11 protein-coding genes are annotated in these 13,569 nt (G+C 42.0%); 6 read left to right on the forward strand and 5 right to left on the reverse strand.

The features are described from left to right. Window positions 1-119: 119 nt before the first annotated feature. From FET73_RS11125 to FET73_RS11135, 3 genes are read left to right on the forward strand one after another with little or no spacing between them, the layout of a single operon-like run. Window positions 120-770: a plastocyanin/azurin family copper-binding protein gene (locus FET73_RS11125; protein WP_246172738.1), complete on the forward strand. Its 651-nt coding sequence runs from the start codon at window positions 120-122 to the stop codon at window positions 768-770. Between the two features lie 32 nt (window positions 771-802). Further along, a complete protein-coding gene (locus FET73_RS11130) occupies window positions 803-1,651 on the forward strand; it encodes an AAA family ATPase (RefSeq protein ID WP_154224037.1) in 849 nt (282 codons plus the stop codon). A 15-nt stretch (window positions 1,652-1,666) separates the two neighbouring features. Beyond that, on the forward strand, window positions 1,667-2,845 hold the full coding sequence (locus FET73_RS11135) for a vWA domain-containing protein (RefSeq protein ID WP_154224038.1): 1,179 nt from the start codon (window positions 1,667-1,669) through the stop codon (window positions 2,843-2,845). A 5-nt stretch (window positions 2,846-2,850) separates the two neighbouring features. On the opposite strand, the gene FET73_RS11140 is transcribed toward FET73_RS11135, so the two are convergent. From FET73_RS11140 to FET73_RS11160, 5 genes are all read right to left on the reverse strand, one after another. Continuing rightward, window positions 2,851-3,645: an MBL fold metallo-hydrolase gene (locus FET73_RS11140; RefSeq protein ID WP_154224039.1), complete on the reverse strand. Its 795-nt coding sequence runs from the start codon at window positions 3,643-3,645 to the stop codon at window positions 2,851-2,853. Then, on the reverse strand, window positions 3,642-4,262 hold the full coding sequence (gmk, locus tag FET73_RS11145; protein WP_154224040.1) for a guanylate kinase: 621 nt from the start codon (window positions 4,260-4,262) through the stop codon (window positions 3,642-3,644). The genes FET73_RS11140 and gmk overlap by 4 nt, the downstream gene beginning before the upstream one ends. A gap of 64 nt (window positions 4,263-4,326) precedes the next feature. Further along, window positions 4,327-5,460 (reverse strand): hypothetical protein, encoded by a 1,134-nt coding sequence (locus tag FET73_RS11150; protein WP_154224041.1) that lies wholly within the window; start codon window positions 5,458-5,460, stop codon window positions 4,327-4,329. Window positions 5,461-5,462: 2 nt separating this feature from the next. Further along, a complete protein-coding gene (locus FET73_RS11155) occupies window positions 5,463-6,620 on the reverse strand; it encodes an MBOAT family O-acyltransferase (RefSeq protein WP_179952245.1) in 1,158 nt (385 codons plus the stop codon). A gap of 346 nt (window positions 6,621-6,966) precedes the next feature. After that, a complete protein-coding gene (locus tag FET73_RS11160; RefSeq protein WP_154224043.1) occupies window positions 6,967-7,833 on the reverse strand; it encodes a YicC/YloC family endoribonuclease in 867 nt (288 codons plus the stop codon). 133 nt (window positions 7,834-7,966) lie between these two features. Here FET73_RS11160 and FET73_RS11165 point away from each other — a divergent pair, with 133 nt between their 5' ends. From FET73_RS11165 to FET73_RS11175, 3 genes are all read left to right on the forward strand, one after another. Next, window positions 7,967-11,236 carry a VPS10 domain-containing protein gene (locus FET73_RS11165; protein ID WP_154224044.1) on the forward strand — a complete coding sequence of 1,090 codons (3,270 nt, stop codon included), beginning with the start codon at window positions 7,967-7,969 and terminating at the stop codon, window positions 11,234-11,236. Between the two features lie 146 nt (window positions 11,237-11,382). Further along, window positions 11,383-13,278 (forward strand): DNA mismatch repair endonuclease MutL, encoded by a 1,896-nt coding sequence (gene mutL, locus FET73_RS11170; RefSeq protein WP_154224045.1) that lies wholly within the window; start codon window positions 11,383-11,385, stop codon window positions 13,276-13,278. Between the two features lie 41 nt (window positions 13,279-13,319). Further along, on the forward strand, window positions 13,320-13,568 hold the full coding sequence (locus FET73_RS11175; RefSeq protein ID WP_154224046.1) for a hypothetical protein: 249 nt from the start codon (window positions 13,320-13,322) through the stop codon (window positions 13,566-13,568). Window position 13,569 lies beyond the last annotated feature (1 nt).

A 13,569-nucleotide genomic window follows, 5' to 3' on the forward strand; every position in this document is an offset into this window, starting at 1 on the left:
ACTGTGATTCAGTCTGATTTAATTTTTATTTCTAATTTTTTAACGATTTTATTGACCTAATAAGTCAAAATACTCAATTCATTACCGTTTTTTATAGCATGAGACTATTTTTGTCACTGATGATTTGTTCAAGCACCAGTTATGCAGCAACACATGACGTGATTGTACAAGACAACAACTTTTCCCCAGCCAACATAACCATCAAAGCCGGTGACACTGTGAGATGGGAAAACCAAGGTTTCAATAACCACAATGTCGCCTCACAAAACTTAGACTTTATGTTCAGGTGTGCGTTTGGTTGTGATGACAGTGGTGGCAATGGTGATGATGGTATTGGCTGGACAACGCAAGTTACGTTCCATCAACCCAGTAACACCATTCCCTATGTGTGCGAACCCCATCAGAGCATCATGACAGGTTCCATTTTTGTCAACAATCCGGTGCCAGATGAAATCATTACCATTGACAACAATGGGTTTTCACCACAGACCATATCTGTTTTTAAAGGGTCAAGGGTATTGTTCATTAATAATGAAGGCGAGCACAACATCAAAGCCGATGACGACAGTTTTTTGTGTGCTGACGGATGTCGTGAAGATGGTATGAATAACAGCCAAGCTTATGATGGGTTTCCATGGCAATTCTTTAAAGTTTTAGATGAAATAGGCAGCATCAGCTACCACTGTGAAAATCCCAACCACACAGAAACCGGTGTGATTCATGTGATTGAAGAGCCGCCAATCTTTGCCAACGGCTTTGAATCACCTTAAAATACCCCCTTTAAAAAAAACATCGACAACCCATGACAAATAAATTCACAGGCAGTGACCAATATGTAGCCACTGACGACCTACAAATGGCAGTGAATGCCGCAGTCACATTACAAAGACCGCTGCTGATCAAAGGCGAACCTGGCACCGGAAAAACCATGTTAGCCGAAGAAGTGGCCAAAACCATGGGGATGAAATTGTTATCATGGCACATCAAATCCACCACCAAAGCCCAGCAAGGCTTGTATGAATACGATGCGGTATCACGCTTGAGAGACTCTCAATTGGGTGATGAAAAAGTCCATGACATCAAAAACTACATCAAAAAAGGCATGTTGTGGCAGGCTTTTGATTCAGAAGAACAGGTCGTTCTGTTGATTGATGAAATAGACAAGGCCGACATTGAATTCCCCAATGACCTGCTGGTAGAGTTGGATAAGATGCAATTCAGCGTCTATGAAACTGGCGAAACCATTATTGCCAAACAACGTCCCATAATTATCATCACCAGTAACAATGAAAAAGAGTTACCCGATGCTTTTTTGCGTCGCTGCTTTTTCCATTACATCAATTTTCCTGACAAAAAAACGATGCAACAAATCGTTGAAGTACATTACCCAGACCTCAAAAAACAATTGCTTAATGCCGCACTGGAAACGTTTTTTGAATTGCGTGAAGTGTCAGGTTTGCGTAAGAAACCTTCAACATCTGAGTTGATTGACTGGATTAAATTATTACTCGCCGACGACATCCAGCCTGAAGTCTTGCAAGGCAAAAACATCAAAGAAGCCATTCCACCTTTATATGGCGCCTTATTGAAAAATGAACAGGACGTACACATGCTGCAAAAATTGGCCTTTATGATGCGTCGTGAAAGCTAAACACATGATGCTATTATGTTGATTGATTTTTTCTATACAGTAAAAAAAGCCGGTGTTCCTGTTTCAACCAAGGAACTGTTACTGCTATTAGAAGCCTTAGAAGCCGATGTGGCTTTTGGCTCAGCTGATGAATTTTATCAGTTGGCTCGTTTGTGTATGGTCAAGGATGAAAAGTATTTTGATCGTTTTGACGTTGCTTTCGGTCACTTTTTTCATGGTTTGGAGATGCTCGATGATTTAGAGTCGTTTTTGATTCCTCATGATTGGCTGGCACCTGATTGGATTAAAAATCTAAGCGAAGAAGACAAGAAAAAAATTGAAGCATTGGGCGGTCTTGATAAATTAATGGAAACATTAAAAAAGCGCCTCGAAGAACAACAAAAACGCCACCAAGGTGGCAACAAATGGGTAGGCACAGGCGGCACCTCCCCTTTTGGAAATTCAGGTTACCACCCTGAAGGCATCCGCATAGGTGGTAAAAGTCAGCACAATAAAGCCGTCAAGGTGTGGGAAAAACGCCAGTTTAAAAACTTGGATGATTCAGTTGAAATCGGCACCCGTTCGATCAAAATGGCGCTGAAGAAGCTGCGCAAATTTGCTCGTACCGGCGCTGCTGATGAATTGGATTTAGACAGCACCATCAAATCAACAGCTCAAAATGCGGGGTTGCTGGACTTACAAATGCGGCCTGAAAAGCACAATGCGGCCAAATTGCTGATCTTCTTTGACGTCGGTGGCTCGATGGATTGGCACATTCAACTGTGTGAGGAACTGTTTTCAGCAGTTAAAACTGAATTCAAACACTTAGAATATTTTTATTTTCACAATTGTATTTACGAAAAACTTTGGAAAAACAATCAAAGGCGTCATCAAGAAAACATCAGCACTTGGGATGTGATTAACACCTATGGCAAAGACTACCATGTCATTATCGTCGGAGATGCTGCAATGAGCCCTTATGAAATTTCCGAACCTTTTGGCAGTGTCGAACACATGAATGAAGAAGCTGGTCATGTGTGGATGCAAAGGGTTTTAGATACTTGGCAACATGCCATCTGGTTAAACCCTGTTAATGAAGGTCATTGGCGCTACACTTATTCAACACAAATGCTACAACAGATAATGGATAACCGCATGTTCCCTCTATCCTTGGCAGGTTTAGAAAACGGCATCAAACAATTATCAACAAGCTAACGCTGTTAGTGACCCGCTTTGACGTTATGAATCAATGAAGGTTTTATCAATTTTGGTGGGTCTAATTGGGCATCACGCTGTGTTCTGATTGCTATATATTGCTCTGCTTCAAACGGGGTTTTACAATGTATATTGCTTTCTTTTTGTTCGGCCACAGAAACGGTTGCAACTGCAGCTCTGTTTTCTGGATAATCATGAGCCAAACACAATTTAGTGTCCGCAGGCAGTGATAAAATTTTTTTAATCGAGTGGTACAAAACTGCCGCATCACCACCTGGAAAATCGCATCTCGCTGAACCTGAATCAGGATGAAACAAGGTGTCACCAATCACAGCAAAATCTTCAATCAAATAAGTCAAACTATCACTGGTATGACCTGGAGTCGTCATCACTTCAATAGGAAAACGACCACAACACAACACATCACCTTCAGACAACAATAAATCAAAGTCACTGCCGTCAGCCTTGAAATCATCACCCAAAGGCAATCGATCTTTGAATGTTTGTTGCACTTCCACGATGCCACGCCCAATGCATACTTCTCCACCTAAACGTTGCTTCAAAATTTGAGCAGCAGTTAAATGATCCGCATGCGCATGCGTTTCTAAAATGTATTTTAACTGCCAATCATTGGTTTCAATCAACGCGATCACTTGATCAATGCTTTCTGTGTTGGTGGTTTTGGTTTCAGCATCGTAATTCAATACCGAATCAATAACGATACAAGTGCTTTCTGTCGGACAGGCAAACACGTGAGTCCATGTGCCCGTATCCACATCGTGAAAAGTATTGTGAATCATTGCACCAACTTTGCTAACAACCTGCGATTGATGATTTGCTGCTTGGTGGTGGTCAGCCTGTTTGACTTAATGATGGCTTTCATCCCTTTCAAAGCTTCTTCAAAATCATCATTGACGACCAAAAAATCCGCCATCGGGTGGTGTTTCAACTCAGCCTTGGCTTTTTCCATGCGGTTATCAATCACTTCAGGTGAATCTTGATCGCGGTTCTCTAAACGTTCGCGCAATGTTTCAATACTTGGCGGCAATATGAAAATCATCACGGCATCTGGCATGCGTTTAACTACCTGCTGAGCACCTTGCCAATCAATTTCTAAAACCACATCATGACTGTCTTCCAACATTTTAATCACAGTTTCTTGCGAAGTGCCATAGTAATTACCAAACACCTTAGCCGATTCCATAAAGACACCCGCCATCTCCATTTGCTTGAATTTGGCTTCATCTATGAAATGATAGTTATAACCATCAATTTCCTTTGGGCGCGCTGGGCGTGTGGTATGTGAAATCGACAATTTCAAATGATTGGTGTCACGCACCAATGCATTAACCAATGAAGTCTTCCCCGTCCCCGACGGCGCCGAAACAATAAATAAAGTGCCCACCAAATGCTTCATAACAACCTATCCAGAAAAAACGCCTTATTATAAATCATTTATCTTATACAGTCATATTGCCGGCCTATCCGCTTTGCCCTAACTTAATAATTAAATTTTGTGTTAAAACAGTCTTTCCTAAGTTGCTGTAGTGCGTTGGATCTTTATAGTATTCACACTCACCTCCCTTGGCTTCACTGAAACTTTGGCTTAAATCATGTACCTCTACTTTTGTATTTGACTTAAATGATTTCAAAACATCCATCATAAAATCAAAATCCTCCAAAGTACCAAGTCTATAAGTAAACATACTATGAGAAGGCAAAATTACAAATTTTATTGCAACACCCTTGCTGGTTGTAGAATTAACTAAATCATTCCAATTATTTCTGACCGTTAACTTTTTAGCCTTAGGGAGATATTTTACAGGACCCTGAAGTCTGGCTTGGTTTGAACCCTTTTCACATGCCCTTATTATCAAACGATCCACGTATGTTAATTTAGTGTCCTTATTTTTTAATCGATTCGCCTCCATGACGCATGTTTCCATGCTGCTTAAATCATACTTACATGTATTTTGAGTTCGATTTCGATTATAGTCCAGCGTGTCTAAGTGGCTACTGTAGCTATGTTTTTTCAGTTTTTCAACTCGAAGAAATGGGTCTTTTAAGAAATCTTTAATGTCATTAAAAAACGCGAACCAAGCAAATGAGTAAAAGTAACGCTTAAGGTTTTTTTTCATTGACATTGATTGATATAAAACCAAATCAGAGTCATTCAAAAAAGGCCAGGCCACCAAGAGGGACCTTTCAGAAACAGTAGAGTTTATGAAGCTGCTCTTATTCACGCCTATTAATACACCTTTTAGGTTTGGCATATTTTCAATTGACCAGTTGACTGTTGCTTGCATAGAAAAATAGTCGGCCCCCTCAAAAGACATTCTGAGTACATTTTCACCCGCCTTCATTCTTTCTTTTCTTAACTTTCCGTGATTAATTCCCCAGTCAAATCGAGAGTCTCCAACAGTTATCCAGTCTATTTTTTCAAGTCCGAACGCCTTAACTGCTTTTTCTCTGTGAATAGCATTTCCAAGGTATGATTTTGGTTTGATTAACTTATCCCAATATCCAAAACTTAACAAATACTCACTTAAAATAAAGAAAACCAACAACACAATAATGGGTGCCCAAAATTTTTTATTTAATAAAAACTTAATCATGCTTAGAACTGAAAATACATAAAGGAATCCCCTCCTTTAGAATAAAAGAACACCAAAAACAAAGCAAAAATTGACTGCCAAAATATGTAGGGTATTGTTCCCATTTTTTCACTGTTACCTGCAAGGTCAATTTTAGCGCCAAACCAATGAACTGCGGGCATCAATAATACCAGTGAGGCAGTAAATATTGTGGAAGCATCAAGTATAAAATCTCCTTTCATCATTACAATGTTTGAAATGATTTTTGTACTATAAGAAAAGTCATTAGCCCTAAAAAATATCCACGCAAAACACACCAAATGAAAAACAATCAGCCATTTGGTTAATCTATACCAAACAGACTGTGAATTAAATACCATCCTCTTTCCTAAGGACCTTTCTATAGCAAGATAAACCCCATGTAACACACCCCAAACAGCAAAATTCCAAGAGGCACCATGCCATAAACCACCTAAAAACATCGTTAAAAACAAATTTCTTTGTGTTTTCCAAGCCCCTTTTCTGTTCCCTCCTAAACTGATATATAAATAATCCCTCAACCACCGCGATAAGGTCATGTGCCACCTTCGCCAGAAATCTTGAATTGATAAAGCCAAATAGGGGTGGTTAAAATTTTTAGGAAATGTAAAGCCAAGTAGTTTCGCCACACCTATAGCGATGTCAGTATAGCCCGAAAAATCAAAATAAATTTGAAAGGCGAAGGCATACACAGCCAACAAAGTTTCCATACCACCAGCAGCTTGTGGGTTGTCAAACACGGGATCTACAAACAAAGCTAAATTGTCAGCAAACACCACTTTTTTGACCAACCCCAGCATGATTAACATGACGCCCGATTGGGCCATTGCAAAGCTGAAGCTTCTCTTTTTATCTAACTGTTCAAAAAATTCCGACGCCCTAACAATGGGTCCTGCGACCAACTGAGGGAAAAATGAAACAAACAACGCGTATTCAGAAATTTTTGTTCTAGGCCTCAGTTGCCCTCTATAAATATCAACAGTATAGGATAAGCTTTGAAAGGTATAAAAAGAAATGCCTACAGGTAAAAGTATGTCAAATAGCTGTAATGGCTGATATCCAACAGCAACCACTACACCATTGGCAGAGTCTAAAAGAAAGTTAGCGTATTTGAAAAAACCTAAAATTCCTAAATTGATCAACAAACTAAGGTTTAAATATTTATGAGGCTGCTCGTGCCGATAGCATTTAAGCCCAATAATGAAATCTGCCACTATAGTGACATAGATGAGTATGAGATAAGTCCAGTTCCATTGGCCATAAAAGAAGGCACTGGCCAAAACTAAAAACCATATTTCTGACTGTTTATTAACTTTTCTAAGAGCGGCAGAAATGACTAAAACGACAACCAGGTAAATAAAAAAATATATGCTATTAAAATACATGGCTCATAATGAGTTGGTTATTACTTTGCTTAATAAAATATCCTTAGAAATCAATTTGAGGGTTAATACTTATCTTGCCTTAATAGTCAGCTATGGAGCCAGGTTATTCAATATTCTGAACCTGTTCGCGCATTTGTTCAATCGCCACTTTCAGGTCAATACTGGCCGTTGATGACAAGATGCTGGCGGATTTCGAACCGATGGTGTTTGATTCGCGGTTCAATTCTTGAATCAAGAAGTCCAATCGACGACCCACAGGTTCGTCTAACTCCAATACCCGTTTAACCTCGATAACGTGTGCATCCAAACGGTCGATTTCTTCGCCCACATCAATACGTTGTAATTGGAATGCCACTTCTTGTTCAAAGCGTTCTGGATTGACATCAACATCAAAATCTTCAAGTTTTTGTCTCAACTTGTCTTGTAAGGCTTGGTTGATGGCCGGCATAAATTCACGTATTTCGTTGGTTTTGGCTTGAATGATGTCAATCTTCTCAGTCAACACATCTTTCATTGCCTGTCCTTCTCGTTTGCGGCTGGCAATTAAATCAGCGACACTTTTTTCCATCAGTTCAACAGCTACCTTTTGCAAAGCCGACGTATCAGCAGGTTGTTGAATGATCACATCTTGCCAGTTCATCGCTTGTGATACACCGAAATTATATTGACCACCTAAAGTGTCATGAACAGCAACAGAACAAGCTTGTATCTGTTTTAACAATGACTGGTTAACTGTCAATTCATTCAAATTTACGTCTTGATTAGGGTAAAAGCGAATGAATACAGATACTTTGCCACGCGAAATGTTTTTGTTGAACATTTTGCGAATTGCTTCTTCTGTTGTGCGCAAAAAATCTGGGGCCTTGATGGTCAAATCTAAAAAACGTTGGTTCACAGATTTAATTTCACAAGTGAGTTTACCTAAATCTGAATTGATTTCTTGTGCCGCAAAGGCCGTCATGGATTGCATGGGTTCGCTTACCTTGAATAAAAGAAGCTATATTATCGGCCAAAAGTTCAGAATTCAAAGACATTTATGACTATTTACCTATACAATATTTAGCTCACACGCGTAACAATTAAGGGGATAAAAAGAGGATAACATGAAAAAATACACCACATTGATATTATTACTGGCACTTTTTGTTGTCAGCAGCTCAACCTTAGCCAAGGCAACTAAGACCCCAGAATCAGATCCATTGTCAGGCATCAAACTTCGCAACGTTGGCCCTGCGTTGATGTCAGGACGCATTGCTGACATAGCCATTCACCCCAACGATGAGAACACTTGGTATGTTGGCGTAGGCTCTGGTGGTGTTTGGAAAACCACCAACGCAGGTACCACGTGGATACCCATATTCGATAAAGAAAAAGTCTATTCTATTGGTTCAGTCACCATAGACCCGAGTAATCCCAATCGAATTTGGGTTGGTACTGGCGAAAATGTCGGCGGCAGACACACCTCATTCGGTGATGGTATTTACCTATCAACCGACGGCGGTGTCAGTTGGGTAAACAAGGGTTTGAAAGATTCAGAACACATTTCAACTGTGGTGATCCATCCCAATGATTCAAACACACTTTGGGTGGCAGCCCAGGGCCCTTTGTGGTCAAAAGGTGGTGACCGCGGCTTATACAAAACAAGCAATGGCGGTGAAGATTGGAAAAAAGTACTCGGTGATGATGAATGGACCGGAGCCACAGACGTTGTTATTGACCCCAGAAACCCAGACAAATTATATGCCGCCACATGGCAGCACCACAGAACGGTTGCTGCATACATGGGTGGTGGACCCAAAACCGCCATCTATTCAACTGACGATGGCGGTGAAAATTGGGATCAACTGAAAAATGGTTTACCCAATGGCCCAATGGGCAAAATAGGTTTGGCCATCTCTCCACAAAAACCAGATGTCGTTTATGCAGCTATAGAATTAGAACGACGTACTGGTGGCATCTATAAATCAACTGACCAAGGCCGTTCTTGGGAAAAACAATCTGATGCCGTTTCTGGTGGTACAGGCCCGCATTATTATCAAGAACTGTATGCGTCTCCTCATGCATTTGATCGTTTGTATTTGGCCAGTAACATCATGCAAATATCTGATGACGGCGGTAAAACAATGCGCTTTATGAATGAAAAAAACAAGCATGTGGATAACCACGCCATTGCCTTCAAAGCCAGTGATGATGATTATCTATTGGTTGGTACAGATGGCGGCTTATATGAAACTTTTGATTTAACCAAAACTTGGCGCTTTATTGATAACTTGCCATTGACCCAGTTTTATAAAGTGGCCGTTGATGACGCTGAACCTTTTTATAATATTTACGGTGGCACCCAAGACAACAACACCCAAGGCGGTCCATCTCGAACTGATAATGTACATGGCATCCGCAATTCAGATTGGTACATTGTGTTATTCGGTGATGGCCACCAACCAGCGACAGAACCGGGCAACCCAGATATCATGTATGCCGAGTGGCAACAAGGTAATTTGGTACGGGTAGACCGCACAACGGGCGAAATTGTTTATATTCAACCACAAGCAGGTCAAGGTGAAGCCCCTGAGCGATTCAATTGGGATGCCCCCATCTTGGTCAGTCCACACAAAAACACCCGCCTTTACTTTGGCTCACAACGTTTGTGGCGTTCAGAAGACCGGGGTGACTCTTGGACTGCTGTTTCTGGCGATTTAACCCGCGACCAAGACCGCATGCAGCTGCCCATCATGGGTGACACACAAAGTTGGGACATGCCTTGGGACATGTTCGCTATGAGCACATACAACACCATCACATCTGTCAGCGAATCTCCTGTTGAAGAAGGTTTACTTTATATAGGCACCGATGATGGCATCATTCAAGTGTCTGAAAATGGTGGCGATTCATGGAAAAAAATTGAAGCAGGTGACTTACCTGGCGTTCCAAAAACCGCTTTTATCAACGACATAAAAGCCGATTTACATGATGCCGATACCGTTTATGTGGCCTTAGATAACCACAAATACGGTGACTACCAGCCTTACTTATTGAAAAGTAGCAACCGAGGAAAGTCTTGGTCAAAACTGAGCACAGGATTGCCTAGCAAAACATTGGTTTGGCGTATCGTTCAGGACCATGTCAAAGCTGACTTGATGTTCGCTGGAACCGAATTTGGTCTTTTTGTCACATTCAATGGTGGCAAACAATGGCAAGCTTTAAAAGGCGGCATGCCAACCATTGCCATTCGTGATTTGGCAATACAAAAACGTGAAAATGACTTGGTCGCAGCGACTTTTGGACGTGGTTTTTACGTGCTTGATGACTACAGTTTTTTAAGAAATGTCACTGAATCACAATTAAAGCAAGAAGCCACTTTATTCTCAAGCCGTGATGCTTGGTGGTATTTGCCGCGTGCCGTTTTGGACAGTTCCGAAAAAGCATCTCAAGGTGATTCATTTTATACGGCCAAAAATCCACCTTTCGGTGCGGTGTTTAATTATCACCTTAAGGAAGGCATGAAGTCTGCTAAGAAAAAAAGACAAGAAACAGAGAAGAAAGCCCTAAAAGACAAACAGTCTATCAGCGTTCCCAGTTGGGATGCTTTAGAGAAAGAGCGTACAGAGCAAGGCCCTGATGTCTGGCTGATTATTAAAGACAGCGAAAATCAAGTGGTTCAACGCGTCAAAGGCACGGGTAAGAAAGGCTTCAATCAAGTGGCATGGGACTTGCGTTATCCAGAAATGACACACATTGAAGCAGGTGGTTTTTTTGGTGATGAACCTCAAGGCATGTTGGCCGCTCCAGGTGAATACACAGCCACATTGATGAAACAACACAATGGTCAGTTTGAGGCCTTATCTGAAACTCAAAGCTTTACTGTTAAAGCTTTGAGAAGCGGTGCTTTAAAAGGCAAACCGGTTGAAGAAACGGTGGCATTCTGGAAGCGATTGAGTGGACTACAAAGACAGTTAGGCGCAGCGAACAGTAAAATAGCAGCTGCCATGAAACGCACTGAGCAATTGGGTCAAGCATTGGCGCGCAGTACCGCCATGCCGGGTGAGTTAGACCAACAGTTATTGGCAGTCAAAAAACAGTTAGATCAACTGAACTTCCAATTCAATGGCCACGTTTCAAAACAAGAAATTGGCGAAAAAGGTAAGCACATGACTGCTGGTGACCGATTAGGCGTTGCCTTGTTAGGCACTGCCATGTCGACATACGGCCCAACGGCAACCCATATTGAAGCGGTTGAAATTGCTGAAAGTGAATACCAATCAAGCCACGCTCTCATGCAAAAATTACTTGAGCAAACCATTCCACAACTGGAACAGAAAATCTATGAGGCCGGTGCGCCATGGATTCCGGGAGCAGATTTGCCCCAGAACTAAGCTATGTACTGAGGTATATTCTGATACCAGCATTGAAACCAACATTTAAATTAAACAGAGGATTCAATCTTCAAACAAAGGCGCAGATCAGCGCCTTTGTCTGGTTATAGTGCAGCAAAAAAGTTAAAATTTGCCCATGAGGATTTATGATGATTAAAAAATTACCTGACCAATTGGTTGACCAAATTGCCGCCGGAGAAGTGGTAGAACGACCTGCTTCTGTGGTCAAAGAATTGGTTGAAAACGCACTGGATGCTGGCGCGACTGTCATAGACATTGATGTTCAAGTGGGTGGCAAAAAACGCATCAAAATAACGGACAACGGCTGCGGTATCGCACGTACCGACTTGGCCATGGCTTTACAACGCCATGCCACCAGTAAGATTTCTTCTTTGCATGATTTAGAAGCCTTATTATCTTTAGGTTTTCGTGGTGAAGCCCTACCCAGTATTGCCTCTGTGAGTCGTTTTGAAATCACCTCCAAGCATGAAGATGCTGAGATGGCCTTTCAAGTCAACGCCCACGGTGGTCAAGTGGAAGCACCGACACCTGCGGCACACCCCATTGGCACCACAATTATTGTTTCAGATTTGTTCTTTAATACACCCGCACGCAGGCGCTTTCTGAAAACCGACAAAACTGAATTTCTGCGCATAGATGAGCTGATTAAACGCGTCAGTTTGTCTCGCTTTGATGTCACTTTTCGCTTATCGCACAACGGCAAAGTGGTACGCAATTCACAAGGCGGCAATGCCGATGCCTTAAAACACCAACGCATCAATTTACTCTGTGGCAAAGACTTCATTGAAAACGCCATCTTTATCGAACAACAACGTGGCACCTTGAAAATGTCAGGCTGGGTGGCCAAACCGAATTGGAACCGTGCCCAACCCGACCGCCAATTTTTCTACATCAACGGCCGCATGATCAAAGACAAATTGGTCGGTCATGCGATTCGCCAAGCCTACCAAGACGTGCTGTTCCACGGTCGCTTCCCAGCCTTTGTGTTGTATTTAGACATGGACCCAGAATTGGTTGATGTCAATGTCCATCCAACCAAACATGAAGTCCGTTTTCGTGATTCACGCTTGGTACATGACTTTATTTTTGGCTCAATTCACCAATCTTTGGCCGAAACCCGTGTGGGTCAAGTACATGAATTACAAAACGAAACACCACAACCTGATCTTTCTCAAGCCCAAGGCCGATTGCACATGCCACAGGGTAGCTTCCCTACTGGCGGTTCATCATCACAAGGTGGCGGCTTTCCGGGCAATGCGACAATCAATAACCAATTCGGCAACCAAGCTGGCAGTCATGCCAATGACCAAAGCGCCGGCTTTGATTACTTACAAGCCGCAGCCAACAGCAGCAATCAACTGCCACCTTTTCCAAATGCCAACCAGAATGCCGATCCAAACAATCCATTTAATGCCAGCATGGATGAACAGAATGACATGCCGCCTTTGGGGTTTGCCAAAGCCCAAATTCACGGTGTGTTTATCATCGCAGAAAATGCCCATGGCATGATTGTGGTGGACATGCATGCCGCCCATGAACGCATCACCTATGAGCGCATGAAAATCAAGTTTGCAGAAGATGCTTTAAAAAACCAAAAACTGTTGGTACCGATTCAAGTCAATGTCTCAGAACGTGAAGTTTTGGCCGTAGAAAGCCACCAGGAATGGTTTGCCAAACTGGGCTTTGAAGTCACCGTTGCTGGCACCGAAAGCGTGGTGATTCGAAAAATCCCTGCACTGTTGGCGAATGCTGATGTTGAAAACTTGATCAAAGACGTGTTGTCTGAAATAGTCGCTTTGGGTTCGAGCCAGAAAATTGAAGCCCAAATCAATGAAATCATGTCCACCATGGCTTGCCACGGCTCGGTGCGTGCCAACCGCCATTTGTCCATCATGGAAATGAACGCACTGCTGCGCGACATGGAAAACACCCTACGATCAGACCAATGTAACCACGGGCGACCCACTTGGGCACAGCTTGACATGAAACAATTGGACAAACTGTTCATGCGTGGCCAATAATATTAGCACAAAAATAAGCTCATCACACAAGAGGGAAAAACATGAAAACTGAACAGTTCAATAACCACATAAAAAACATCAACAAAAGAAGCATGGTCGCCAGCATAGTCATCGTACTGGTCGCTTTTGCCCTCCGCTTTACCGCCAGTCCTGAAGAAGTAGAACAATACATGTTTCAATTCGCCTATACCGTTTTATTCCTATTGGTCTTGGTGCATTTAAAAGCCAATAATTTAAAACAAAAAGCCATCATTCGGTACATCACCGACTCCATCAGTGACAACGAATAAA

Origin of the sequence: Marinicella rhabdoformis (assembly GCF_009671245.1) — a bacterium.
Lineage (GTDB): Bacteria > Pseudomonadota > Gammaproteobacteria > Xanthomonadales > Marinicellaceae > Marinicella > Marinicella rhabdoformis.

What these genes read in the sequence shown, in the direction of transcription:
- FET73_RS11125 (WP_246172738.1), top strand. Translation starts at nt 120, where the DNA reads ATGATTTGTTCAAGCACCAGTTATGCAGCAACACATGACGTGATTGTA.
- FET73_RS11130 (WP_154224037.1), top strand. Translation starts at nt 803, where the DNA reads ATGACAAATAAATTCACAGGCAGTGACCAATATGTAGCCACTGACGAC.
- FET73_RS11135 (WP_154224038.1), top strand. Translation starts at nt 1,667, where the DNA reads ATGTTGATTGATTTTTTCTATACAGTAAAAAAAGCCGGTGTTCCTGTT.
- FET73_RS11140 (WP_154224039.1), bottom strand. Translation starts at nt 3,645, where the DNA reads ATGATTCACAATACTTTTCACGATGTGGATACGGGCACATGGACTCAC.
- gmk (WP_154224040.1), bottom strand. Translation starts at nt 4,262, where the DNA reads ATGAAGCATTTGGTGGGCACTTTATTTATTGTTTCGGCGCCGTCGGGG.
- FET73_RS11150 (WP_154224041.1), bottom strand. Translation starts at nt 5,460, where the DNA reads ATGATTAAGTTTTTATTAAATAAAAAATTTTGGGCACCCATTATTGTG.
- FET73_RS11160 (WP_154224043.1), bottom strand. Translation starts at nt 7,833, where the DNA reads ATGCAATCCATGACGGCCTTTGCGGCACAAGAAATCAATTCAGATTTA.
- FET73_RS11165 (WP_154224044.1), top strand. Translation starts at nt 7,967, where the DNA reads ATGAAAAAATACACCACATTGATATTATTACTGGCACTTTTTGTTGTC.
- mutL (WP_154224045.1), top strand. Translation starts at nt 11,383, where the DNA reads ATGATGATTAAAAAATTACCTGACCAATTGGTTGACCAAATTGCCGCC.
- FET73_RS11175 (WP_154224046.1), top strand. Translation starts at nt 13,320, where the DNA reads ATGAAAACTGAACAGTTCAATAACCACATAAAAAACATCAACAAAAGA.